We start from the raw sequence: 24057 nt of genomic DNA, 5'->3' as shown, positions 1-24057 counted from the left end.
GTCAACGGTCGAGCGCCTGCCCGACCAGCCACCGTTTGAGGGGGCTCCACTGGTTCAACAGACCCATGCCCGTGTTGCGGAGTTCCCGCACCACGCCCTGGTCCTGTGCGAAAAGATGCAGCAGCCCGTCTGTCAGGCCGGCCATGGCGCGTGTGGGCATCCAGCGCGCTCGTTCGTAACGCCGGAGCAGGCGCTCGTCACCCGGTGAGCGCCAGGGCTCGCGCTCACGGGCCTCGCGCAGGACCGCGGCCAAGGTGTCGACATCGGCCAGCCCCAGATTCAGGCCCTGGCCGGCCAGTGGGTGCACCTGGTGGGCCGCATCGCCCAGCAGTACCCAGCCCGGGCCACTCCAGGGCGACGCCTGGGCCACGGCCAGCGGCCAGGCTGCGGGCGTCCCGTGCAATCGCAATTGGCCCACTTGCGCAGCGCCTGCGGGATCGCTTTCACGGATCGCTTCCATGAGCCCGACTTCGAAAACCTCGGCCGGCTCGGCCAGCCATTGGCGGGCCCGTTCCTGAGGCAGCGACCAGACCAGACCGTAGGAAGCGCCCGGCTCCGGATCATGGAAAGGCAGCAGCGCGAGCACATCGGGCGAGCGGAACCACTGTCGGGCGACGCCGGCATGCGGGCGGCTGGCCTTCAGGCGCGCAGCCAGGCCCCAGTGCCCATACTCCCGGCGTGAGAACGAGGCCCCCAGGGCCTCCCGGGTGCGGGAATGCTTGCCTTCGCACACGGCCAGCAAGGCGGCCTGCACGGGTAGGGCTTCGCCCTCCACCGCATCGATCTGCGTCACGTGAGGAGCGTAGCGGATGGCATCGCCCAGCAGGCGCTCCAGGGCGCCTGCGTCCACGATCCAGGCCAGCTCGCTCACGCACTGCTGCCAGGCCGAGAACGAGAGCTCGCCCCCTTTGTCGCCTTTCACACACATTTCATGCACGGGCGACGCGAATTGTTTCAACTGTGGCCAGATGCGCAAGCGCTCGAGCACGGCGATGGCGCGTGCGTTGAGCGCGTAGGTGCGGATGTCATGCTCACGGGGCGCCAGGGATCCTGGCTCGCAGGCCAGCGCCACCCGCCATCCCTGGCCGGACAAGGCCAACGCCAGGGCCCGCGCCACAGCACCACTGCCGCTCACGCAGACGTCGAAAACAGCTGATTTCATGATGGGACATTCTAGAGCGCCATCTGCCAGCCCCTCGGATCAGGGCTGTGCCTGACTGACGAACGCGTCAATTGCCTCTACAGTTCGGGCAATCGGACCATGTCCTGCCTAAAAGGCCATGGCTTTGACGATCCCGCGGACCGGCGCCTCGCAGCACCAGCCCGCCAACAAACCATGTCAATGACGACGCAAGAACAGGGCAGTGGCGGACCGGTGATTGCCATGCTGGAGCGCAAGACCAGCCTGGCGGTGCTGGGCATCGGGGCGCTGGCCACGGCGGTGCTCTACACCATCGAATCACTCACCGCCGCCAACACCACGCTGGACCGCTGGGTGCAGCCCTTCCTGGTGCTGGCGCTGTTCTGGCTGTTCCTGCGCCTGCACCGGCGTCCCGAAACCCTGGTCACCACCCAGCGGCTGGCCGTGGCCTGCCTGCAGCTGTACTTCGTCAGCGGGGTGGTGCATCTCAGTGTCTTCGCCCCGGGGCAGATCGACACCTACTGGATGGCCTCCACCTACATGTGGACGGTGCTGATCACCCTGTTGCTGCACATGACCTGGCCACAGCGAGAGGCCCTGCTGTGGTCCATTTCGCTGGCCCTTGTTGTGTCCATTCCCCCGTTGATCGCGCGCTGGCACGTGCCGATCGAACGCTGGGATGCCGAGTTCGCGCCCCTGATGCTCAATGCACTGCTGGTGGAACTGGCCATGCTGATGAGCCTGATGAGCGTGTCACGGCTGCGCCATGGCGTGATGCAGATCCTGGCCACGGGCGGCCCGGTGGGGCCGGCCGATGCGCGCAAGGCGCTGGAAGGCTGGCTTCACGAAAAAACCAACACCCTGGCAGAGGCCCGCGATGCCGCCGAGGCCGCCTCACGCGCCAAGAGCCAGTTCCTGGCGGTGATGAGCCACGAACTGCGCACCCCGCTGCACGCCATGCTGGTGTCGGCCGACCTGCTGGCAGAAAAAACCGATGCGGCCACGACGCAGGAGCGCAACACCCGCCTGGTGTCCACCATCCAGAGCAGCGGCAAGCACCTGCTGGCGCTGATCGACCAGGTGCTCGATCTGTCGCGCATCGAGGCCGGCAAGATGTCGATGGTGCACGAGCCCATGGACGTCGTCACCGCCTGCCGGCGCGCCACCGAGGCCGTCTCGCCGATCACCCAGCGCAAGGGCCTGACGCTGCACCTGAACATCGCGTCCGACCTGGTGCTGCAGCGGCGTGGTGACGCGCTGCGCCTGTCCCAGGTGCTGATCAACCTGCTGGCCAACGCCGCCAAGTTCACCGAACGCGGCGGCATCCGGCTGGACGTGTCGCCTTCCGGCACCGAGAGCGTGCGCTTCGACATCGTCGACACGGGCGCAGGCCTGTCGGAAGAAGCCCAGCAGCGGGTGTTCGATGCGTTCTACCAGGTGGAGCACGACAGCACGCGCCGCAATGGCGGCGTGGGGCTGGGGCTCACGATCACGCAGGAGCTGGTCGCGCTGGCCGGCGGCACGCTGAGCCTGCACAGCCGCCTGGGCCAGGGCACCACGGTGAGTGTGGTGCTGCCCCTGCCGCCCTCGCAGGACACGGCCCCGGTGGTGCCGCCACGGGCCCTGCGCCCCGACCACCTGGCCGGCACCCGCGTGCTGGTGGTCGAGGACGACCCCGTCAACAGCATGCTGGCCTGCGAGGTGCTTTGCGGGGTGCGCGCCCAGGCCGAGGCCGTGGAAAGCGGCGAAGCCGCCCTGCTCTACCTGCGCGAGCACCCCGTGGACATCGTGCTGATGGATTTCCGCATGCCGGGCATGGATGGACTGGAAGCCACCTGCCGCATCCGCCACGGCGAGGCCGGCCCAGGCGCCCTGGACCTGCCCGTGCTGGGCCTGACCGCCAACGCCCACACCGAAGACCGCGAGCAATGCCTGGCGGCCGGCATGAGCGAGGTGCTCACCAAGCCCATCGAGCGGCGCCAGCTGATCGAGGCCGTGGAACACTGGCGCCGCCCGCCCCGGGCGCATGAATCCCTGCTGAAAACCGCATCGTGACACCGGCGCATGGCCGCGTCACTTAAAATGGCGGGTTGATTCCCCTTGCGACCTGACCAGGACCGACCATGAGCCTCAAATGCGGCATCGTGGGCTTGCCCAATGTGGGCAAATCCACACTCTTCAACGCGCTGACCAAGGCCGGCATCGCGGCAGAGAACTACCCCTTCTGCACCATCGAACCCAATGTGGGCGTGGTGGAAGTGCCCGATCCGCGCCTGCAGGCCCTGGCCGACATCGTCGGGCCCGAGCGCATCCTGCCGGCCATCGTCGAGTTCGTGGACATCGCCGGCCTGGTGGCAGGCGCCTCCAAGGGGGAAGGCCTGGGCAACCAGTTCCTCTCGCACATCCGCGAAACCGACGCCATCGTCAATGTGGTGCGCTGCTTCGAAGACGACAACGTGATCCACGTGGCCGGCAAGGTCGACCCGATCGCCGACATCGAGGTCATCCAGACCGAGCTGTGCCTGGCCGACATGGGCACGGTCGAGAAAAGCCTGCACCGCTACAACAAGGCGGCGCGCTCAGGCAACGACAAGGAAGCCGCGGCCCTGGTCAAGGTGCTGGAGAAGTGCCAGGCCGCGCTGGACCAGGCCAAGCCCGTGCGCACGATCGATTTCAGCAAGGAAGAGCTGGCCATCCTCAAGCCCCTGTGCCTGATCACGGCCAAGCCGGCCATGTTCGTGGGCAATGTGTCGGAAGACGGTTTCGAGAACAACCCGCTGCTCGATCGCCTGAAAGAGTACGCCGCCGCCCAGAAAGGCCCCGTGGTGGCCATCTGCGCCAAGACGGAAGCCGAACTGTCGGAGATGGAAGACGAAGACCGCGCCATGTTCCTGGCGGAGATGGGCCAGGACGAGCCAGGCCTGAACCGCCTGATCCGCGCCGCCTTCAAGCTGCTGGGGCTGCAGACCTACTTCACGGCGGGCGTGAAGGAAGTGCGCGCCTGGACAGTGCCGGTGGGTGCGACCGCCCCTCAGGCCGCGGGCGTGATCCACACGGATTTCGAGCGCGGCTTCATCCGTGCGCAGACCATCGCCTTCGATGACTTCATCAGCTACAAGGGTGAGCAAGGTGCCAAGGACGCGGGCAAGATGCGCGCCGAAGGCAAGGAGTACATCGTCAAGGACGGTGACGTGCTCAATTTCCTGTTCAACGTCTGATCCTTCATAGCCCCCGACGCTGAAATCCCCGCAAGCCTGGCGCCTGCGGGGATTTTTTTTGGGCTGATCAGATCCGCGTCAGCGTGGCCAGCTCGGCCAGGCGCGACTTGGGCAGCTTGGCGTTGAAATCGTTCTCGGCGTGGTAGCCCAGCGCGCAGGCCACCACGGCGGTGAAGCCGCGTTCGCGCAGGCCCAGCGCCTCATCCAGGGCCTTGCTGTCGATGCCCTCCATCGGCGTGGCGTCGATGCCCAGCGTGCCGGCGCCCAGCAGCAAGGTGCCCAGCGCCAGGTAGAGCTGCTTCTCCATCCAATGCTGCAGGTCCTTGGTCTGGTAGCGGTGGATGTCCACATAGCCCTGGCGGCTCTTGCGCTGGTTGGCTCGCGCGCCTTCGGCGGTGAAGCGGCCATCGCGCTCTTCCTGATCGAGCAGCGCTTCCAGGTAGTCGTCAGACAGGTCGGTGCGGGCGCACAGCACGACCACGTGCGAAGCGTTCAGGATCTTGGGCTCGTTGTACGAGAAGCCGCCCTGCGCACCCTTGGCCACCTGGGCCTTGCCTTCGTCGGTGGAGGCGACCACGAAGTGCCAGGGCTGCGAGTTCACCGACGACGGGCTGTTGCGCAGCAGGGTGAGCAACTCTTCCACCTGGGCCTGTGGAACCTTGCGGGAAGCGTCATAGGCTTTGGCGGTGTAGCGGGTCTGGGAAACGGTGACGAGGCTCATGGCCGGGGCTCCTGGAACAACAAAGGAAAGAAGGGCTGGACGATACCGAAGCAGTCGTGGCTTGTCAGAAGCCCGACAGCACGACCTTGCCGCGCGCTCGGTGACTTTCGATCAGGGCATGCGCGCGGCGCAGGTTGGCGGCGTTGATGGGCCCCAGGTCTTCGCTGAGCGTGGTCTTGAGCACGCCTTCGTCCACCAGTGCGGAAACGCGCTCCAGCAGCTCATGCTGGCGGACCATGTCGGGCGTCTCGAACAATGAACGCGTGAACATCAGCTCCCAGTGCAGCGACAGGCTCTTGGATTTGAGCGGCACCGCGTCCAGCGTGGCCGGGTCATCGATCAGGGCCAGGCGGCCCTGCGGGCGCAGGGCTTCGATGATCTGCGGGTAGTGCGTGTCGGTGTGGGTCAGGCTGGCCACCATGTCCACCGGCGGCAGGTTGGCATTGCGCAGTTCGTCGGCCAGCGGCTGGCGGTGGTCGATCACGTGGTGGGCGCCCAGTTGGCGCACCCAGTCGGCCGTCTCGGGCCGCGAGGCGGTGCCGATCACGGTGAGCCGGGTGAGCTGCCGCGCCAGTTGCGTCAGCATGGAGCCCACACCGCCGGCCGCGCCCACGATCAGCAGGCTCTGGCCTTCGCCACCGCCTTCGGGCACGCCCAGGCGGTCGAACAGCAACTCCCACGCGGTGATGGCGGTGAGCGGCAAGGCGGCGGCCTGGGCCGCGTTCAGGCTGCGGGGCTTGTGTCCCACGACGCGCTCGTCCACCACGTGGTACTCGCTGTTGGTGCCTGGGCGCTTGAGGGCGCCGGCGTAGAAGACCTCATCGCCCGGCTTGAACAACGTCACATCGGTGCCCACGGCATGCACCACGCCCACGGCGTCCCAGCCCAGCACGCGCCAGCCATCGGTGGGCGAATTGGCGCGGATCTTGGTGTCCACCGGGTTGACGGAGACGGCATGCACCTGCACCAGCAGGTCACGGGGGCCGGGCAGCGGCATGGGCAGGTCGACGTCGATCAATGAGCGCGGATCGTCGATGGGCAGACCGTGCTGGGTGTAGGCGATGGCTTTCATGGTGGTGTCCGGTGGCTGTGTTGTGGTGTCGCTTGGTATGCCTTCATGATCCGCCCGCCCATACCTGTTGAAAAGATGCAAAATCAATCAACACTTTCTCTGCTGGAGTGAAAATGGTCCGCGTGGACGATCTGGCCCTGTTCGTGCGCTCGGCGGTGCTGGGGGGCTTTTCCGAGGCGGCCCGCGAGGCGGGCCTGTTGCCAGGCCAGGTCAGCGCGGCCATCAAGCGGCTGGAGCGCGAACTGGAGATCCGACTGTTCGCCCGCTCCACCCGCAGCCTGCGCCTCACGGCCGAGGGTGAGCGCTACCTGCCCTACGCCCGGCAGGTGCTGCAGGCCTTGAAGGAAGGGCACGCGCAACTGCATGAAGAGCGCAGCGAGTTGCGCGGGCTGCTGCAGATCGCCGCGCCATCGGATCTGGGGCGCAATGTGCTGCTGCCCTGGTTCACGGCCTTTCGCAGGCAGCATCCCCAGCTGACGCTGCGCCTGTTCCTGTCAGACCGCGTGGCCGATGTTTTCCGCGAACCGGTGGATGTGGCCATCCGCTATGGCACGCCGCAGGATGCGAGCTATGTGGCGCTGCCGCTGGCGCCCGACAACCGCCGTGTGCTGGTCGCCTCGCCGGGTTACCTGGAGCGCCATGGCCGGCCCGAGACCCTGGCCGATCTGTCGCGGCATGATTGCCTGACCTACTTGCTGGGCGGGCGCGTCTACGACAAGTGGGCCTTCCACCAGGGTGAACAGCGCGTGGTGGCGCACGTGCGCGGCCCGCTGCAAAGCGACGATGCGGATGTGGTGCACCGGCTGGCACTGGAAGGCGAAGGCATCGTCTACAAATCGTGGCTGGACGTGGCCGAACACGTGCGCACCGGGCGCCTGGTGACACTGCTGCCCCAACTGACCGGGGAACACACGCCGCTGCACCTGGTGTGCCCGCACCGCCAGCAGTTCTCGCCGGCGGTGCAGTTGCTGCACCAGTTGCTCAGGCAGCGTTGCGAGGCCGTGGCCGGGGCCATGCCTCGCGCTCAGGCCGGATCAGGGATCCAGTTGCCGTGAAAGCCGAGCGGCACGCGCGCCGGCAGGTGCACCACGGCCTGTGGCGGACCGGACACGTCGGCCGCATTGAGCACCACGAAATCACTCAAGCCCGTGTTCATGTCGCTCACGTAACACACCAGCCAGCCATCGTTCTCGGCGGCATCGGGCGTGCGGGGCACGAACACCGCTTCACCAGGCACTCGGCCCAGGCCGAAGTTGTGCACGGCATGGCGGCCCGTGGCCAGGTCATAGGCGTGCAGTTGCTGCTGTTTCGCGAAATCGAAGCTGAAGCCCACGGTGTAGGCGTGGCGGTAGGAGCGGCCGGTCAGGCGTTCATCAAAGCGGGGGAACTCCTGCTGGCCCTCGGCCACCACCTCGCGCACCACATCGCTGCGGTGGGGGCTGAGCGTCCAGCGCTCGAAGGTGATGCGTTGCTGGTCGGTCTCGGGACCCACGCTTGAACGGTCGAACATGCGGTGGTGCACCACCACGTCGAGCAGCACGCCGCCATCGGCCGTGTCCTGCGCGTTGCAGGTGTGAAAGACAAAGCACGGCTCGACATTGAACCAGCGGATGTCACGCGACGAGGTGTCGCCCTTCAGTGGCAGCAGACCCACGCGCGCCGCATGCCGGTCGTTCCAGGCGTAGGGCATGCTGTTGCCGCGCAGCACGCGCCCCAGGGAGAAGGTGACGGGCAGGTCCAGCACCACCACCTGGCTGCGCGTGATGGCGCAGTCGTGCACCATGGGCCCGTGGCTCACGGGGATGTCGACCAGGCGGGCCACACGGCCCGTGGCGTCGATCTCGACGTGGTGCACGCGGCGCTGGTCCAGCGCGTCGTAGCAGACGGCGTGCAGGGAGCCGGTGTCCGGATCGCGGTGCGGATGGGCGCTGAAGGCGCGCGACACTTCGCTGTCGAAGTAGCCGTGGCGCACGGTCTCCAGCTGATCATCAAGCTGCACGGGCAGCATGCCGGCTTCGACGGAGGCCCACACCCGCCCTGCATGGCCGAACACATTGGTGTTGACCACGTCGGACACGCCACGGCGAGGGCCCGGCGCCACGGGTTTGCCCTGCGCACGGCGCACGCTGTTGCTGCCGATCCAGCGGTTGCGGTACCACAGGGCCTGGCCTTCGGCCAGACGCAGGCCGTGCACCATGCCGTCGCCCGCGAACCAGTGGTACAGGCCGGGGTTGTCCACATGCGTGGGATTGGGGCCGATGCGGGCATACAGGCCGTTGAGTTCGCGAGGCAGCTCGCCCGTGATCCTCAGTTGGGTCTCGGTCACTTCGTCATGCACGGGCGCGAAAGGGCCTTCCAGGTAGATGTTGGAGGCCTGGTAGGGCTGGCGCTGGCGCGCCCAGCGGCTGATCCATCCCACAGTGCGTTCGGCAAGGTTGCGTGACATGGGCGCGGTCTCCTGAAAGTGGAAGCGTGACCTGAAGGACACGGATGTGTACAGTGACAACACTGTAGTCCCGCAATGTATACGTTGTCAACATGACAAACCAAGCTGTCTCACCCCTGGCCGAGCCCCCTGTCGAAAAGCCCGCTCCTGCCGGCGCCTACCACCACGGCAACCTGCGGGCCGCATTGATCGACGCCGGCCTGCAGGCCTTGCAGAGCAGGCCAGCGCACGAACTCAGCCTGCGCGACCTGGCGCGCCAGGTGGGCGTGTCGGCCAATGCCGCCTACCGCCATTTCGCTGACAAGGAAGCCCTGCTGATGGCCCTGGCAGCCGAAGGGTTCCGCCGGTTTTCGCAGGCGCAGGTCGATGCCGTGGTCCATGGTGACAACAGCCCGCGCGCCATGTTCCAGCGCAGCGGGCAGGCCTACGTTCGCTTTGCCCGCGCGCACACGGCCCTGTTCCAGTTGATGTTCGCGCGCTTTCCGGCTGAAGGGCGCAGCGCCGAGTTGATCGACGCCTCGGAAGCCGCCTTCTCGGGGCTGATGGGGCTGGCGGCCAGCCATGCCCAGTTGCCGCCCGACCACCCTGCCGTCAGGCTGCGTGCTCTGGCAGCCTGGAGCTTCGTGCATGGCCTGAGTCACCTTGTTCTCGACGGGCAACTGGACAAGTTCGGCGAGGACATCGACACTCTGGTCGACATCCTGATCGACCAGATGGGCGCCGCCGCCCTGCCCGCCATGACCGCATCGGCTTGATCTGCATCATCTCCCCGGCCGATTTCATCCTCATTTCAATGGGTGGCCCGCTGCGCCGCTCAAGTCGCGCTCCCACAGGTCGAAAAGCAGGCAGCGTTCGGCGGCTAGGCGCGGACGATGACGGGGGCCCTGTGCCCCGGGGATACAACCATGTTTGTGATGGAATTGATGCGACGCTTCACGATCCGCCTGCGCATGCAGGGCGCCATCGTGACAGTGCTCTTGCTGCTCTCGATGGTGGGCGGTGCCGGCCTGTACGGCATGTTCAGGATTCAGCACCTGAGCGACGACTTCAGACACCATGCTTTCGCGGAGACGCAGACACTGTCGCAGCTGCGCGAGGTGATCGGACAGATGCGTCGGCACGAAAAGCAGATGCTGATGATGTCGGGCCGCGCGGACGAGGTGCAGCGCTCGCTCCAGGCCTGGCGTGAATCCGGCAAGCAGCTGCAGGCCCTGTCGGCCCAGATGCTCCAGGGCGAAGAGGACGACGACAACCCCATCCTGCGGGCCAGCGCGCCCCACATCGCCGCCTACCAGCAGGCCATCGAAGGGGTGCAGGCAGAGCTGTCCAGCGGTGCGCTGAGCGCCGCCGATGCGATCGCCCGCCTCAAGGACGCGGTTCAGAAGGCCGACGGCCTGGACACCATGGTCGCCGACATCGAAAAGGTGCTGCAGGACGAGGCCAACGAGGCCCTCACCGAGCAGCAGGCCGCCGTCAAGCTCACCGAGGCACTGTTCGTCGCGGCCGTGGTGGTGGCCGTGGTCGTCGTGGTGCCCCTGACCCTGCTCAACCAGGTGTCGATCTGCCGCCCCATCCTGGAGGCCCAGTCGCTGGCCACCCGAATTGCCCAGGGCCACCTGGACAACCGCGTCGATGCCAGTGGCCAAGACGAGGCTGCCCAGCTGCTGCGCAGCCTGGGCGAGATGCAGGGCGCCCTGCGCATCCTGGTGGGCGAGGTGCGCGAATCGGCCGAATCCATCTCGACGGCCTCCAGCGAGATCGCCAGCGGCAACATGGACCTGTCCAGCCGCACCGAGAGCACCGCCTCCAGCCTGCAGCAGACCGCCAGTTCCATGGACCAGTTGACCGGCACGGTGCAGCAAAGCGCCCAGGCGGCCGGCCAGGCCAACCAGTTGGCCGGACAGGCCGCAGACGCCGCGCGCCGTGGCAGCAGCCTGATGGACGAAGTGGTCACCAGCATGGGCGAAATCGATGGCGCCAGCCGCCGCATCACCGAAATCATCGGCGTGATCGACGGCATCGCCTTCCAGACCAACATCCTGGCGCTCAATGCCGCGGTGGAAGCCGCCCGCGCGGGTGAGCAGGGCCGTGGCTTCGCCGTGGTGGCGGGCGAGGTGCGCTCGCTGGCCCAGCGCAGTGCCAACGCCGCCAAGGAGATCAAGACGCTGATCAGCGCCTCGGGCGAGAAGGTCGACTCCGGCACCCGCCTGGTGAACGACGCCGGCGCCGCCATGCACGAGATCATGAGCAGCGTGGAGCACGTGAGCAAGATCATCACGGAGATCACCACCTCGTCGAACGAGCAGAGCCAGGGCATCGGCCAGGTCAACCAGGCTGTGAACGAGCTCGACCAGACGACGCAGCAGAACGCCGCCCTGGTGGAAGAGTCCGCCGCCGCGGCCGCCAGCCTGAGGGAACAGGCCGAACGGCTCAGCCGCTCCATCTCTTCTTTCGCGCTGTGAAACGGGCCTTCAGTTTTCCAGGCGCCGTCCGATAGTCAGATCAGAGCCTGCCGCCGGCGCCCCCAGGGTGCCCGTGGCGGGCGTTTCACACGGGTCGGCCGCGCCCTGTTGACGGCCCTTCACATCACCCCAACACGAGGCCTTCCCTCATGGACACCGCACAAGAGACCCCAGCCAGCGCACCCCGCGCCGCCTCCGGCCTTTCCGGCTTCGGCCCCAAGGGCCTCACGCCCAAGCAGTCCACCCGCCAGGCCAACTCCGGCCGCGAGTTCCTGACCTTCCGCCTGGGCAGCGAGGAATACGGCATCGACATCCTGAAGGTGCAAGAGATCCGCTCCTACGAGCCGCCCACCAAGATCGCCAACGCACCCTCCTACCTCAAGGGCGTCGTGAACCTGCGTGGCGTGATCGTGCCCATCGTCGATCTGCGCGTGAAGTTCAACTGCCTCAACGAGCAGGGTGAGGCCGAGATCAACAGCTTCACCGTCGTCATCGTGCTGAACGTCAAGGGCCGCGTCGTCGGTGCCGTGGTCGATTCGGTGAGCGACGTGATGCAGCTCAACGACCAGGCCATCCAGCCCGCGCCCGAAATGAGCGCCAGCGCCGTGGACACGTCCTACATCACCGGCATCGCCAATGTCAGCGACCGCCTGCTGATCCTGATGGACATTGAATCGCTGATGAGCAGCTCTGAAATGGGGCTGATCAACAGCCTGGCAGAGCACTGAGCCAGAGCGGCTTCACCGCCGACCAGCCGCCCCGCGCACGCCGGGCGGCTTTTTTGCGTCAATCGGCCCGGCGCAAGGTGGCCAGCACTGGTCGGTTGAGCAGGCCCCGCAGGCTCCACCACCCGGCCAGCATCACCAGCAGCGCGCCCACGGCGGCACCGCCCAGCGGCCCCCACCAGGGCGGCGCCCACGGAAAATCGAACACCTTGAAGGCCAGCGCGCCGCCGATGGCCAGCGCGGCCAGCGAGGCCATGCCGCCGGCCAGCAGGCCCTGGCTGGCCAGCTCCACACGCTGCACGCGGGCCAGGTGCTCCCGGCTGGCGCCCAGCGCCCGCATCACGGCCCAGTCGCCCGCGCGCCGCTCACGTGAGGACCACAGCCCGGCCAGCAACACCAGCACCCCGGCGGTGAGCGTGAACAGGAACAGGAACTCTACCGCGCGGATCACCTGGTCCAGCACGCGCTGCACCTGGCCGATGGACATGGTCACGTCCACCACCGTCACGTTGGGGAACTGGTTCACCAGCGCCCGGTCGAGCGCACTGCCCTCCGGCACGCGGAAGGCCGAGATGAAGGTGGCCGGCCATTCGGGCATGTCGGCCACCGGCGCCATCACGAAGAAGTTCACCCGCATCGATCCCCAGTCGACCTTGCGCAGGCTGGTGATGCGCGATTCGGACTGCTGGCCGCCCACATCGAACAGCAGCCGGTCGCCCAGCTTCAGGCCCAGGGTCTTGGCGATGCCCTCTTCCACGCTCATCTCGCCCGCCCCGGTGGGCGTGCTGCGGAAAGTGCCGGCCACCACCTCGTTGTGGCCCGGGGCCTGGGTGGCATAGCTCAGGTTGAACTCGCGGTCGACCAGGCGCCTGGCCCGGTCTTCGGTGTAGTCCTCCGGGCGCACGCCCTTGCCGTTGATGCCCACCAGGCGCGCGCGCACCATCGGGTACCAGTCGAAGCGCTCGACACCGCCCTGGCGCAGCGTCTGGCGGAAGGCCTCGGTCTGGTCCGGCTGGATGTTGATGACGAAGCGGTTGGGCGCGTCCGGCGGCGTGGCATTGCGCCAGCTGGCGATCAGGTCCGTGCGGATCAGGATCAGCAGGAACACGGCCAAAAGGCCCAGCGACAGCGCCGACACCTGGGTGATCGTGGCCGCGGGTTGTGCCACCAGCGACCGGATGGCCTGGCGCCACACCACGGGCAAGTTCGCGGCCGAAGGCCGCTCCAGCCAGCGCCGCAGCGCCCACAGCACCAGGCCTGCCACCAATGACAGCACCAGCACGGCCGCCAGCACACCGCCCAGGGCAATGGAGGCCATCAGCGCATCGCGCACCACCAGGGCCAGCAGCACGACCATGGCCAGCACCCCGCCCACCATCACGCCCACCGACGCGGCCTTGGGCGTGCCCAGCTCGCGCCGAAGCACGCGCAAGGCCGGCACCTGGGCCAGTTGCAGCAGCGGCGGCAGGCCGAAGCCCATGGTCAGCGCCAGGCCCACACCCAGGGCCAGCAGGGCCGGCCACAAGCCTGGCGGCGGCAGCTCCACCTTCACCAGATCGGACAGCAGCCACACGAACACCTGGTGGAAGGCCCCGCCCACGGCCAGCCCCAGCAGCGAGGCCAGCAGCCCCACCACCAGCAGTTCGAGCGCATAGGCCTTCATCATGTCGCGCTGGGACACCCCCAGCACGCGCAGCAGCGCGCAATCGTCCAGCCGGCGCATCGCGAAATCGCGCGAGACCATGGCCACCACCACCGCGGCCATCAGCGCGGCCAGCAAGGCCACCAGCCGCAGGAACAGGCCAGCACGGTCGATGGTGGAGCGCATCTCCGGGCGACCGTCGTCCAGCGTCTCGACGCGCACGCCACGGGTCTTGTTGGCCTCTTCACGGGCCTGGGCCGTGAAGCGGGCCATGGTGGCATCGCTGGTGGCGCGCTCCTGAGAGCGTGGGGCGACGCCGTCGTAGGCCGCATCCCCTGCGCGGGCAACACCGGCCACCTGCAGGCGCCAGGTCACTCGGCTGGCCGGCTGGATCAGTCCCGTGGAAGGCAGGTCGGCCCAGGGCAGCATCACGCGCGGCGAGAAGCTCACGAAGCCGCTGCCACGGTCGGGTTCTGCGGCGATCACCGCGGCAATGCGGAAGCTGGCATCGCCCAGCAGCAAGGCATCGCCCACCTTCAGGCCCAGGCCCTGCAACACACCGGCCTCGACCCACACCGTGCCCCGTGCCGGTCCACCGGCGGGCGCCGCATCGCCCGGCTCGACCACACCGCCGGTCCACCGGCCCAGCGTCAGCCGGCCACGCAGTGGGTAGGGCCCATCGACCGCCTTCACGGCCACCAGTCGGGTCTCGCCGCCCTGCTCGTCCGTGGCGCGGGCCATGCTGGGAAACACGGCCGTGCGCGCGGTACGCAGGCCTTGCGCCTTGGCCAGCTCGACCAGGGCATCGGGCACGGGCTGATCTCCCAGCACCACCGCATCACCGCCGATCAGTTGCGCGGCATCGCGGTGCAGGCCACGCTCGATGCGGTCTGCGAACAGGCCCACCGACGCCAGCGCCGCCACGGCCAGCGCCACCGCCAGCAGCAGCCAACGCAGGGTGCCCGAACGCAAGTCACGCCATATCTGTTGCCATACCCACGATTTCATCTGTGCAGCCTTGAACGATGGACACATGCGCGAAGCAGCCGCGCGATCCGCAAGGGTAAGCCCTGGCGAGGGGTTTTCCACCAACGTGGCGCAGCAAGGCCTGCGGCCGCGCACGGATTTGGGACAGCATCACGGCCTCGCGGGGCGCCATCGCGGATGCCCCGGCGCCAGCATGATCGAACCTGCGCTGCTATCGTGGAGGCGTCGTACCCTCACGCGCCCATGCCATGGCCACGCCCTTCTCCCCGCTGTACCTGTCGCACGGCTCACCGATGATCGCCATCGAGCCCAGCCCCACGCAGGACTTCCTCAAAGCCCTGGGCCCGGCCATCGAGCGCACCGCCGGACGGCCCCGCGCCGTGCTGGTGATGAGCGCCCACACGATGGCCCGCGGTGCAGTGCTGCTGGGCTCGGCCCGCCACCACACCATCCATGATTTCGGCGGATTCCCACCCGCGCTCTACGAGCTGCGCTATGACGCGCCGGGCGATCCCTTGCTTGCGAAGCAGGCACAGGCCTGCCTGGCCCAGGCAGGATTCGACGTGCCCGTGCTGGATGAGGGTGGCCTGGACCACGGCATCTGGACAGCGCTGATGCACCTTTGGCCTCAGGCCGACATCCCCGTGGTGCCGCTGAGCCTGCCGGCCACCGCCACGCCCGAATCGCTGTGGCGCATGGGCCAGGCCTTGAAGGGCCTGCCGCCCGACATCCAGGTGATCGGCACGGGCAGCCTCACGCACAACCTGCGGCGGGTGTTCCAGAGCGGCCGGCTGCAGGCGGGCCTGGTCAACCTGCCCGAAGACCCGGAGAGCGCGGCCTTCCGCCAATGGGTGTTCCAGCACGCCACGGCCGGCGACTGGCCGGCGCTGTGGGATTACCGTCGCCTGGCCCCGTACGCCGTCGAGATGCACCCGACCGACGAGCACTGGCGGCCCTTCTACCTGGCCGCGGGCATGGGTGCCACACAGGCCCAAGCCGAGCCCGGAGCCGCCGTGCGCCTGCACCAGGCCGTGGAGTTCGGCTGCCTGGCGCTGGACGCCTACGCTTTCGGGCCGGGCGCCGGTGCGCTGGCGCACACGCTGGCCGCATCGGCCAGCACCTGAGCCACGCTCACTGCGCGAAACGCCGGAAGGTGTCGTCCAGCTCCGCGATCCAGCGGGCCTTGTCCGCTTCAGATACGAAGCTGGCCTCGAAGCTGTTGCGCGCCAGTGTGTAGGCTGCCTGCGCATCCAGGTCCAGCGCCTCGAAGGTCTCCAGGAAGTTCTGGTTCAGGTAGCCGCCGAAGTAGGCCGGGTCGTCCGAATTGATCGTCACCTTCAGGCCCTGCTCCAGCAGGTGTCCCAGGTTGTGCGCATCCATCTTGTCGAACACGCACAGCTTGATGTTGGACAGCGGGCACACGGTCAGCGCGGTGCCCTGCTTCGCCAGGCGTTCCACCAGGGCCGGGTCTTCGACGCAGCGCACGCCGTGGTCGATGCGTTCGGCGTGCAGCACGTCCAGCGCATCGACGATGTAGGCGGCCGGGCCTTCCTCACCCGCATGCGCCACCAGGTGCAGGCCCAGCTCGCGGCACTTGGCGAACACGCGCGCGAACTTCTCGGGCGGGTTGCCACGCTCACCCGAATCCAGGCCGACACCGATGAAGTGCTCACGGTAGGGCAGCGAGGCTTGCAGCGTCTCGAAGGCGGACTCTTCCGACAGATGCCGCAGGAAGCACATGATCAGCGAGGCGCTCACGCCCAGCTCGGTCTTGGCACGTGCACAGGCACGGCTCAGGCCCTTGATCACCACCTCGAAGGGCACGCCCCGGTCGGTGTGCGTCTGCGGATCGAAGAACAACTCGGTGTGGCGGATGTTGTCCTCTTGCGCCTTGAGCAGGTAGGCCCAGGCCATGTCGTGGAAATCATCCTCTTTCAGCAGCACCGAGGCACCGGCGTAGTAGATGTCCAGGAAGCTCTGCAGATCCGTGAAGGCGTAGGCCTTGCGCAGGTCCTCGACGCTCGGGTAGCTCAGCGCCACGCCATTGCGCTGGGCCAGCGCGAAGATCAGCTCGGGCTCGAGCGAGCCCTCGATGTGCATGTGCAGCTCGGCCTTGGGCATGGCCTGGAGCAGCTCGGGCAGGCGCGCGGCGGGGATGCCGGCGACGGGCATGGGGGACACGGTGGCGGCGCTCATGGGGGAGGCTCTCTTTCAATCACGATCAGGGGGAACGGGAAACCATCATCGATCAAAACAAAAGGCCGCCGGGATCAGCGGCGGCCTTTGACATCACGCGCGGCGAGGATTCACCGTGGCGGCGTGATGCCCTTCATCACTTGCCCGAAGGCACCGAGCCTTCCACGCCCTTGACGTAGAAGTTGATGCCGCCCAGGAACTTGTCATCGGCCACGGTGTCCTTGGCCACGACTTCCTTGCCGTCCTGGCCCACGATCGGGCCCTTCCAGATCACGAAGCTGCCGTCCTTCAGGCCATTCTTGACGGTTTCCACCTTGGCCTTGAGTTCGCCCGGCACGGCGTCGGAGATGGACACCAGGTCGATGGCGCCTTCCTTCACGCCCCACCACACGCCACCGGTCTGCCAGGTGCCTTCCAGCGCGTCCTTGGCGGCCTTGGTGTAGTACGGGCCCCAGTTGATCACGGCCGAGGCCAGGTGCGATTTCGGCCCGAACTTGCTCATGTCCGAGTCCCAGCCGAAGGCGTGCTTGCCGGCCTTTTCAGCGGCCTGCAGCACGGCGCTGGAGTCGGTGTTCTGGAACAGCACGTCGGCGCCCTGGTTCAGCAGGCTCTGAGCGCCTTCGGTTTCCTTGGGAGGATCGAACCAGGCGTTGACCCACACGACCTTGGTCTTGATCTTGGGGTTGACGCTCTGAGCGCCCAGGGTGAAGGCGTTGATGTTGCGGATCACCTCGGGGATGGGGATCGAGCCCACGACACCCAGGGTGTTCGACTTGGTGATGCCACCGGCGATCACGCCGGCCATGTAGGCGCCTTCATAGGTGCGGGCATCGTAGGTGCGCATGTTGGGCGCCGTCTTGTAGCCCGTGCCGTGCTCGAACTTCACGTTCGGGTTGTCGGCAGCCACCTTGAGCATGGGCTCCATGTAGCCGAAGGTGGTGCCGAAGATCAGGGTGTTGCCCTGGCCGACCAGATCGCGGATCACGCGCTCGGCCTCAGGGCCCTCGGGCACCTTCTCGACGAAGGTGGTCTTGACCTTGTCGCCCAGTTCCTTTTCCATTTCCAGGCGGCCGCGGTCGTGCGCATAGGTCCAGCCGGCATCACCCACAGGGCCGATGTAGGCGAAGGCGATCTTCAGCGGGCCGCTGGCGGCGACAGCGGCTGGCGCTGCGGCAGAAGCTTCGGAAGCGGCCGGCGCGGCGGCTTCTTCCTTCTTGCCACAGCCGACCAGGGCGGCCGTGGCGGCCAGGCTGGCCCAGCCGGCCAGCTTCAACATCGAACGTTTGGACAGGTTCGGACGAGAGCTCATGTCATCTCCAAGGGGGTAGAAATGTGTATACAGACGGACGCCAACGGCGATGATGCACCGTCATGCGCCAGGATGGAAGGGTTTACCCAGTGAGGCAGGCATGTTGATGCGTATCCACGTCGGATTGCGCGAGATCAGCACCAGCACGACGATGGTGGCCACATAGGGCAGCATGGTCAGCCACTGGCTGGCGATCTGGATGCCCTGCCCCTGCATCTGGAACTGCAGCATGGTCACGCCGCCGAACAGGTAGGCGCCCAGCAGCACTCGGGCCGGCCGCCAGGTGGCGAAGGTGGTCAGGGCCAGGGCGATCCAGCCCTTGCCGGCCACCATGCCCTCGACCCACAGCGGCGTGTACGACAGCGAGATGAAGGCCCCGGCCAGGCCGCACAGCGCGCCACCGGCCATCACCGCCGCCAGGCGGATGGGCCGCACACGGTAGCCCAGCGCATGCGCCGATTCAGGTGATTCGCCCACGGCGCGCAGCACCAGGCCGGCGCGCGAGCGCATCAGGAACCAGGTCATGCCGATGGCCAGCACGATGGCGATGTAGACCAGCGGGTGGTGCTTGAAGAAGGCCGGCCCGACGAAGGGGATGTCCGACAGCACCGGGATGTCGAAGTGCGGCCGCTCGGGCAGTTTCTCCTGCGTGTACTTGATGCCGGCGAAGGCACTGAGCCCCGCGCCGAACAGGCTGAGCGCCAGGCCGGTGGCGTACTGGTTGGTGTTGAGCCAGATCACCAGCACACCGAACAGCGCGGCCATGCCGGCCCCGGCCAGGGCACCGGCCGCAAAGCCCGCCCAGTCGCTGCCGGTGTGGACCACCGTGGCGAAGCCCGCGATGGCAGCCACCAGCATCATGCCTTCCGCGCCCAGGTTGACCACCCCCGAGCGTTCATTGATCAACAGGCCCAGCGAGGCCAGCGCCACCACCGTGCCGGCATTGAGCGTGGCGGCGATCAGCAGCGCCCACGAATCCGCAGTCAAACCCGTCATTTGGAAGCCACCCAGCGCAGACGTTGATGGATGAAGGTGTCGCAGGCCAGCAGCGCGAAGAGCAGCAAGCCCTGGAAGACCCCCGTGAGCGCCTTGGGCAGCCCCAGGCGGGACTGGGCCAGTTCGCCCCCGATGTAGAACATGCTCATCAGCACCGCCGAGAACACTATGCCCACCGGGTGCAGCCGTCCCACGAAGGCGACGATGATGGCCGCAAAGCCATAGCCCAGCGGCACATAGGGCGTGAGTTGGCCTTGCGGCCCGGCCACGTCCAGGGCGCCCGCCAGGCCGGCCATGCCGCCCGACAGCAGCAGCGCCGTCCACAGCGCCTTGCGCGACGAGAAGCCCGCATAGCGTGCCGCAGCGGGTGCCAGGCCACCCACCTGCAGCTGGAAGCCGGCGAAGGTGCGGAACAGGAAGATGGTGAAGCCCACCACCGCCACCAGCGCGATGAACACCCCCACGTTCAGGCGGAAGCCCTGGACCAGCTTGGGCACCCGCGTGGCATCCAGGAAGGTGATGGTCTGCGGGAAGTTGTAGCCCGCAGGGTCTTTCCAGGGCCCGTAGACCAGGTAGCTCAGCAGCATCTCGGCCACGTACACCAGCATCAGGCTGACCAGGATCTCGCTGGCATTGAAGCGGTCACGCAGCAGGGCCACGATGGCCGCCCACAGCATGCCGCCCACCATGCCGGCCAGCAGCACGAGCACGAAGATCCAGTGGCCCGTCTCGGGCGTGGCGCGCATGGCCACCCCACCAGCGAAGATCGCGCCGAGGATGAACTGGCCTTCGGCGCCGATGTTCCACAGGTTGGCACGAAAGCACACCGACAGGCCCAGCGCGATCAGGATCAGCGGCGTGGCCTTGAGGCTGAGCTCGGACAAGGCGTAGCCACTCTTGAGCGGTTCGACAAAGAACATCTGCAGGCCGGCCAGCGGGTCCTTGCCCAGCGACATGAACAGGGCGATGCCCACCAGCACCGTGATCGCCAGCGCGATCAGCGGCGAGGCCAGCGTCAGCACCTTCGAGGGCGCCGGACGCGGTTCAAGCTTGAACATGCGCGCTCCCCTGCTTGGCCGCTGCTGCAGCATCCGTGTCCCACAGGCCGCTCATCCAGGCGCCCACGCGTTCGATGGTGGCTTCGGCGGCCGGGATGCTGGGCGACAGGCGCCCCTGGGCCATGACCATCAGGCGGTCGCAGATCTCGAACAATTCGTCCAGCTCCTCGCTGACCACGAGCACGGCACAGCCGGCATCGCGCAGCTTCAACAACTCGCCGCGGATCTGGGCCGCGGCGCCCACGTCGACACCCCAGGTGGGCTGGGACACCAGCAGCACCTTCGGGCGCGCATCGATCTCGCGCCCCATGATGAACTTCTGCAGGTTGCCGCCCGACAGGCTGCGCGCCAACGCCGGGTGGCCGCCGGCCTTGACCTTGTAGCGTTCGATCAGCGCCGAGGCCATGGCCTGGATGCCGGTCAGGCGCAGCCAGCCACCCACGCCGACCTCGTCGTTGCGCGTGAGCAGGGTGTTCTGGGCCAGCGACATGGTCGGCACGGCGCCACGGCCCAGGCGCTCTTCAGGCACGCTGTGCAGGCCCATGCGGCGGCGCACGCCGGGCGGGGCACGGCTGATGTCCACGCCGAACAGGGTGACGCAGCCGGGTGCGCAACGGGGGTCTTCGCCGCTGAGCGCGGCCATGAAGGGCTGCTGCCCGTTGCCCGACACGCCGGCGATGCCGACGATCTCGCCGGCGCGCAACTGCAGGTCGATGCCGCGCAGGCTGACACCGAACGGGTCTACCCGCGGCAGGTCCAGGGCGCGCACGTGCAGGGCCACCTCGCCCAGCGTGGGCGTGTGGCGCTCCAGCGCGGGCGGTTCGGCGCCGATCATCAGGCGCGACAGGCTGGCATTGGTCTCCTGGCGCGGATCGACCTCGCCGGTGACCTTGCCGCCGCGCAGCACGGTGCAGCGGTGGCACAGCGCGCGGATCTCGTCGAGCTTGTGGCTGATGTAGAGGATGGAGCAGCCCTTGTCGGCCAGTTGGCGCAAGGTCACGAAGAGCTTCTCGACCGCCTGGGGCGTGAGCACCGAGGTGGGCTCGTCGAGGATCAGCACCTGCGGGTTGGTCATCAGCGCGCGGACGATCTCGATGCGCTGGCGCTCGCCCACCGTCAGCGAATGCACATGCCGCTGCGGATCGACCTCCAGCCCGTATTCGCTGGACACCTTCTTGATGCGCTCGGTGACCTCGGCCAGGCTCAGCGATTTATCAAGGCCCAGCCACACGTTTTCGGCCGCGGTGAGCGTGTCGAACAGCGAGAAGTGCTGGAACACCATGCTGATGCCCAGCGCCCTCGCCTCTTGAGGCGACTTGATGTGCACGCGCTCACCGTTGAACAGGATCTCGCCCGCATCGGGCTTGACGGCGCCGAAGATGATCTTCATCAGCGTGGACTTGCCCGCGCCGTTCTCGCCCAGCACGGCGTGGATCTCGCCGGGTGCGACCTTCAGGCTGACATCGTCGTTGGCTCTGACCGCCGGGTACTGCTTGGTGATGTGTTGGAGTTCGAGCCGCCAGGTCATGGTGTTGCGTTGTGTTCGGTGCGCTGGATCAGGACTGCGGGGCCCACGATACGACAAGCGTCGCGGCCGTCAAGGGCGGACAAACCGGGGTTGTCCTGCCACCACGGTGGCCGCGAGGTTGCGCTCGTCGCCCAGGGTGATCCAGGCAAAGAGTCTCTCGTGCAAATCCCGGGCCAGGCCATTGCGATGCAGGGCCACCGGGCCCACGGCGGTGTCCCACACGGCCAGGTCGGCCATCAGTCCGGGCTCGACGCGTCCGATTTCATCGTGCAGCCCCAAATGCTGCGCTGCGCCGGCCGTGGCCGTGTGCAGCGCCTTCCAGGCACTCAGGCGCACGCCCTGCATCGCCTGGATCTTGTAGGCGTCCGCCATGTTGCGCAGCATGGACAGGCTGGTCCCGCCGCCCACGTCGCTGGCCAGGCTCACGTTCACGCCGGATTGCTCGGCCAGACGCCAGTCGAACAGGCCGCTGCCCAGGAACAGGTTCGACGACGGGCTGTGCGCGATCTGCGCGCCATGATCACGCAGCACCGCGCGGTCGTTGTCGTCCAGCCAGATGCCATGGGCCAGCACGGCGCGCGGGCCGATCAGGCCGTCGCGGTCGTACACGTCCAGGTAGCTGCGTGCATCGGGGAAGAGCTCGGCCACCCAGCGCACCTCGTCGCGGTTCTCGGCCACGTGGGTCTGCATGTAGACGCCATGGTGGTGTTGCACCAGTTGACCGGCCATGACGAGCTGCTCGGAGGTGCTGGTCGGCGCGAAGCGCACGGTCACGGCGTAGCTTTGCCGGTCCTTGCCATGCCAGCGCTGGATCAGGTCCACGCAATCGCGCTCGGCCTGGGCCACGTCGTCGCGCAGGCCGTCGGGCGCGTGGCGGTCCATCAGCACCTTGCCGGTGACCAGGCGCATGCGGGCCTCGGAGCCCCGGCGGAACAGGGCCTCGGCGCTGGTCTTGTGCACCGTCGCGAAGATCACGGCGCTGGTGGTGCCATGGGCCCACAGGGCTTCCAGGAAGCGCTCCGCGCCCTCGTCGGCCACCGACTCATCCACGTAGCGTCGCTCGGCCGGGAAGGTGTAGGTGTTGAGCCAGTCCAGCAGTTCGGTGCCGTAGCTGGCGATCACGTCCAGCTGCGGGCAGTGCACGTGGGTGTCGATGAAGCCCGGCATGATCAGCCGGCCACGGTGATCCAGTTGCTCGGCGATCTGCCAGTCGGGGGTCAAGGGCTGATCGGCCGGTTGCACGGCGGCGATGCGCTCGCCCTCGATCAGCACGAGGTGGTCGGGCCGGAAACGCACGCCGGGCGATTCGCCGGGCGGGTTGAAACCAGGGTCGGCCGTGAAATCCAGGACATCGCCGCGCAGGACCCTGCGAGGGCTGTTGGACACGGCGCCGGGCATGGCGCTGGAGGTGGGGGCGGAGGACGGCTGGGGCATGCGACGGGCGGGATTGTAGGGGGCTTCAGGGCGCCCGGACCACCGGCAAGGTCTCAGCGCGCCAGGGTGGACGGACATGCTGCAGATTGCGTACCACCTCGCGCACTTGTTCACGCAGCCAGCGGCTGGCAGCGGAGTGGTGCGTCAGGTCGTGCCAGAGCTGATAGTAGTTCATGGTAGGAAAGCTCACCGGGCAGCGGATGATCTTCACCTTGAGCTGCTGGGCATACCGGTCGCAAAAGCGCCGGCCGGTGGTGAGCACCAGCAGCGAGCCCGCCACCATGTAGGGCAATTGCGCGAAGTGCGGGTTTCGCACCACCACGTTGCGGCGCAGGCCCTGCATCGCCAGGTGCTCGTCGATGATGCCGATGCCGCCCGGGTGCAGGGCCGGGGGCGACACATGCTCGGCCGCCAGGTACTGATCCACCGACCAGGCCCGCTTGCCCTCGCGCGGCAGGCGTGCCGCGGGGTGGTCTTCGGACACCAGGCAGACCACCTCGTCGCTCATCAGGCGGCCCAGGTGCAGCTCATCCGACGGTTCAAGCCAGTTGCCGATGACCAGGTCGACCTCGCCGCGCGCCAGGCTGCGGCGGTAGTCCAGATCGGCCGACAGGGGCACGCATTCGATGCGCAGGTTGGGCGCCAGGCGCTTGAGGTGCAGCGTGAGTTCTGGCAGAAAGAAGGGGTCGAGGTAATCGGTGGCCGCGATGCGGAAGGTCAGCGAGGTGGTGGCCAGATCGAACTCGCGCACGCTGTTCTTGTGGCCGAACATCGCCTGGGCGTTGTGCAGGATGATCGACGCCGGCTCCAGCAGGCTCAGGGCCACATCGGTGGGCGCCATGGCCTGGCCACAGCGCACCAGCAACGGGTCGTCCGTGAGCTCGCGCAGGCGCTTGAGCTGCGCGCTGACGGCAGGCTGGCTGGACTGCAGGCGGATGGCCGCCCGCGACACGCTGCATTCGGTGATCACGGTGTGCAGGACTCGGATGAGGGAAATGTCGATCTTTTCGAAAACAGCTTGCTTGGTCATATGATCACCCTGATACCACACATCAGCAAGATGCTATACCGAAGCCCCCTGGCGGCGATACCCTCCGAAGGGTGATGGCCGCGCCTCCACCG

The 24057-nt window shown here is 67.6% G+C and carries 19 protein-coding genes; 7 read left to right on the top strand and 12 right to left on the bottom strand.

Annotation, left to right across the window (positions count from 1 at the left end; all coding sequences use genetic code 11):
* Position 1 precedes the first annotated feature (1 nt).
* Positions 2-1162 carry an FAD-dependent monooxygenase gene (locus EIP75_RS12265; protein WP_125243545.1) on the bottom strand — a complete coding sequence of 387 codons (1161 nt, stop codon included), beginning with the start codon at positions 1160-1162 and terminating at the stop codon, positions 2-4.
* A 180-nt stretch (positions 1163-1342) separates the two neighbouring features.
* Here EIP75_RS12265 and EIP75_RS12260 point away from each other — a divergent pair, with 180 nt between their 5' ends.
* Positions 1343-3196 (top strand): ATP-binding protein, encoded by a 1854-nt coding sequence (locus EIP75_RS12260; RefSeq protein ID WP_158622834.1) that lies wholly within the window; start codon positions 1343-1345, stop codon positions 3194-3196.
* 68 nt (positions 3197-3264) lie between these two features.
* A complete protein-coding gene (gene ychF / locus EIP75_RS12255; protein WP_125243543.1) occupies positions 3265-4359 on the top strand; it encodes a redox-regulated ATPase YchF in 1095 nt (364 codons plus the stop codon).
* Between the two features lie 67 nt (positions 4360-4426).
* Here the strand turns inward: ychF and nfsB are convergent, their stop codons facing one another.
* Together nfsB and EIP75_RS12245 are read right to left on the bottom strand one after the other, a co-directional pair.
* Positions 4427-5080, bottom strand: coding sequence for an oxygen-insensitive NAD(P)H nitroreductase (gene nfsB, locus EIP75_RS12250; protein WP_125243542.1), 654 nt, complete (start codon positions 5078-5080; stop codon positions 4427-4429).
* Between the two features lie 64 nt (positions 5081-5144).
* Positions 5145-6152 carry a zinc-binding alcohol dehydrogenase family protein gene (locus EIP75_RS12245; protein ID WP_125243541.1) on the bottom strand — a complete coding sequence of 336 codons (1008 nt, stop codon included), beginning with the start codon at positions 6150-6152 and terminating at the stop codon, positions 5145-5147.
* A gap of 113 nt (positions 6153-6265) precedes the next feature.
* Here EIP75_RS12245 and EIP75_RS12240 point away from each other — a divergent pair, with 113 nt between their 5' ends.
* Positions 6266-7207: a LysR family transcriptional regulator gene (locus EIP75_RS12240; RefSeq protein ID WP_125243540.1), complete on the top strand. Its 942-nt coding sequence runs from the start codon at positions 6266-6268 to the stop codon at positions 7205-7207.
* Here the strand turns inward: EIP75_RS12240 and EIP75_RS12235 are convergent.
* Positions 7177-8598 carry an 8'-apo-carotenoid 13,14-cleaving dioxygenase gene (locus tag EIP75_RS12235; protein WP_125243539.1) on the bottom strand — a complete coding sequence of 474 codons (1422 nt, stop codon included), beginning with the start codon at positions 8596-8598 and terminating at the stop codon, positions 7177-7179. The genes EIP75_RS12240 and EIP75_RS12235 overlap by 31 nt on opposite strands.
* Positions 8599-8690: 92 nt before the next feature.
* Here EIP75_RS12235 and EIP75_RS12230 point away from each other — a divergent pair, with 92 nt between their 5' ends.
* The 3 genes from EIP75_RS12230 (at position 8691) to EIP75_RS12220 (ending at position 11788) form a co-directional block, all read left to right on the top strand.
* Positions 8691-9353, top strand: a complete 663-nt coding sequence (locus EIP75_RS12230; protein WP_125243538.1) for a TetR/AcrR family transcriptional regulator — start codon at positions 8691-8693, stop codon at positions 9351-9353.
* 159 nt (positions 9354-9512) lie between these two features.
* Positions 9513-11060 (top strand): methyl-accepting chemotaxis protein, encoded by a 1548-nt coding sequence (locus tag EIP75_RS12225; protein ID WP_158622833.1) that lies wholly within the window; start codon positions 9513-9515, stop codon positions 11058-11060.
* A gap of 149 nt (positions 11061-11209) precedes the next feature.
* Positions 11210-11788 carry a chemotaxis protein CheW gene (locus tag EIP75_RS12220; protein WP_125243536.1) on the top strand — a complete coding sequence of 193 codons (579 nt, stop codon included), beginning with the start codon at positions 11210-11212 and terminating at the stop codon, positions 11786-11788.
* 58 nt (positions 11789-11846) lie between these two features.
* Here the strand turns inward: EIP75_RS12220 and EIP75_RS12215 are convergent, their stop codons facing one another.
* Positions 11847-14435, bottom strand: a complete 2589-nt coding sequence (locus EIP75_RS12215; protein WP_125243535.1) for an ABC transporter permease — start codon at positions 14433-14435, stop codon at positions 11847-11849.
* 227 nt (positions 14436-14662) lie between these two features.
* Here EIP75_RS12215 and EIP75_RS12210 point away from each other — a divergent pair, with 227 nt between their 5' ends.
* Positions 14663-15538: a DODA-type extradiol aromatic ring-opening family dioxygenase gene (locus EIP75_RS12210; RefSeq protein WP_125243534.1), complete on the top strand. Its 876-nt coding sequence runs from the start codon at positions 14663-14665 to the stop codon at positions 15536-15538.
* Positions 15539-15545: 7 nt separating this feature from the next.
* On the opposite strand, the gene EIP75_RS12205 is transcribed toward EIP75_RS12210, so the two are convergent.
* The 7 genes from EIP75_RS12205 to EIP75_RS12175 form a co-directional block, all read right to left on the bottom strand.
* Positions 15546-16610 carry an adenosine deaminase gene (locus EIP75_RS12205; protein ID WP_125243533.1) on the bottom strand — a complete coding sequence of 355 codons (1065 nt, stop codon included), beginning with the start codon at positions 16608-16610 and terminating at the stop codon, positions 15546-15548.
* Between the two features lie 136 nt (positions 16611-16746).
* Entirely contained in the window at positions 16747-17919 is a 1173-nt protein-coding gene (locus EIP75_RS12200) for a BMP family ABC transporter substrate-binding protein (RefSeq protein ID WP_125243532.1), read from the bottom strand.
* A 60-nt stretch (positions 17920-17979) separates the two neighbouring features.
* Complete coding sequence (locus EIP75_RS12195) at positions 17980-18915, bottom strand: ABC transporter permease (protein WP_125243531.1); 936 nt, start codon at positions 18913-18915, stop codon at positions 17980-17982.
* Complete coding sequence (locus EIP75_RS12190) at positions 18912-19973, bottom strand: ABC transporter permease (protein ID WP_125243530.1); 1062 nt, start codon at positions 19971-19973, stop codon at positions 18912-18914. Before EIP75_RS12190 ends, EIP75_RS12195 begins: the two co-directional genes overlap by 4 nt.
* Positions 19960-21501, bottom strand: a complete 1542-nt coding sequence (locus EIP75_RS12185) for an ABC transporter ATP-binding protein (protein WP_125243529.1) — start codon at positions 21499-21501, stop codon at positions 19960-19962. Before EIP75_RS12185 ends, EIP75_RS12190 begins: the two co-directional genes overlap by 14 nt.
* A gap of 69 nt (positions 21502-21570) precedes the next feature.
* Positions 21571-22935: a guanine deaminase gene (guaD, locus tag EIP75_RS12180; protein ID WP_199758571.1), complete on the bottom strand. Its 1365-nt coding sequence runs from the start codon at positions 22933-22935 to the stop codon at positions 21571-21573.
* A gap of 25 nt (positions 22936-22960) precedes the next feature.
* Complete coding sequence (locus EIP75_RS12175) at positions 22961-23965, bottom strand: LysR family transcriptional regulator (RefSeq protein ID WP_125243528.1); 1005 nt, start codon at positions 23963-23965, stop codon at positions 22961-22963.
* Positions 23966-24057: the final 92 nt, after the last annotated feature.

Source organism: Aquabacterium soli (assembly GCF_003933735.1).
GTDB lineage: Bacteria > Pseudomonadota > Gammaproteobacteria > Burkholderiales > Burkholderiaceae_C > Aquabacterium > Aquabacterium soli.
The sequence above is the reverse complement of the archived record's forward strand: the minus strand, read 5'-3'. Positions and strand labels throughout refer to the sequence as shown.

Coding starts and splice junctions, on each gene's coding strand:
- EIP75_RS12175 (WP_125243528.1), bottom strand. CDS start 23,965: ATGACCAAGCAAGCTGTTTTCGAAAAGATCGACATTTCCCTCATCCGA.
- EIP75_RS12215 (WP_125243535.1), bottom strand. CDS start 14,435: ATGAAATCGTGGGTATGGCAACAGATATGGCGTGACTTGCGTTCGGGC.
- EIP75_RS12185 (WP_125243529.1), bottom strand. CDS start 21,501: ATGACCTGGCGGCTCGAACTCCAACACATCACCAAGCAGTACCCGGCG.
- EIP75_RS12200 (WP_125243532.1), bottom strand. CDS start 17,919: ATGAGCTCTCGTCCGAACCTGTCCAAACGTTCGATGTTGAAGCTGGCC.
- nfsB (WP_125243542.1), bottom strand. CDS start 5,080: ATGAGCCTCGTCACCGTTTCCCAGACCCGCTACACCGCCAAAGCCTAT.
- EIP75_RS12210 (WP_125243534.1), top strand. CDS start 14,663: ATGGCCACGCCCTTCTCCCCGCTGTACCTGTCGCACGGCTCACCGATG.
- EIP75_RS12195 (WP_125243531.1), bottom strand. CDS start 18,915: ATGACGGGTTTGACTGCGGATTCGTGGGCGCTGCTGATCGCCGCCACG.
- EIP75_RS12240 (WP_125243540.1), top strand. CDS start 6,266: ATGGTCCGCGTGGACGATCTGGCCCTGTTCGTGCGCTCGGCGGTGCTG.
- EIP75_RS12245 (WP_125243541.1), bottom strand. CDS start 6,152: ATGAAAGCCATCGCCTACACCCAGCACGGTCTGCCCATCGACGATCCG.
- guaD (WP_199758571.1), bottom strand. CDS start 22,935: ATGCCCCAGCCGTCCTCCGCCCCCACCTCCAGCGCCATGCCCGGCGCC.
- EIP75_RS12225 (WP_158622833.1), top strand. CDS start 9,513: ATGGAATTGATGCGACGCTTCACGATCCGCCTGCGCATGCAGGGCGCC.
- EIP75_RS12220 (WP_125243536.1), top strand. CDS start 11,210: ATGGACACCGCACAAGAGACCCCAGCCAGCGCACCCCGCGCCGCCTCC.
- EIP75_RS12230 (WP_125243538.1), top strand. CDS start 8,691: ATGACAAACCAAGCTGTCTCACCCCTGGCCGAGCCCCCTGTCGAAAAG.
- EIP75_RS12205 (WP_125243533.1), bottom strand. CDS start 16,610: ATGAGCGCCGCCACCGTGTCCCCCATGCCCGTCGCCGGCATCCCCGCC.
- EIP75_RS12265 (WP_125243545.1), bottom strand. CDS start 1,162: ATGAAATCAGCTGTTTTCGACGTCTGCGTGAGCGGCAGTGGTGCTGTG.
- ychF (WP_125243543.1), top strand. CDS start 3,265: ATGAGCCTCAAATGCGGCATCGTGGGCTTGCCCAATGTGGGCAAATCC.
- EIP75_RS12190 (WP_125243530.1), bottom strand. CDS start 19,973: ATGTTCAAGCTTGAACCGCGTCCGGCGCCCTCGAAGGTGCTGACGCTG.
- EIP75_RS12260 (WP_158622834.1), top strand. CDS start 1,343: ATGACGACGCAAGAACAGGGCAGTGGCGGACCGGTGATTGCCATGCTG.
- EIP75_RS12235 (WP_125243539.1), bottom strand. CDS start 8,598: ATGTCACGCAACCTTGCCGAACGCACTGTGGGATGGATCAGCCGCTGG.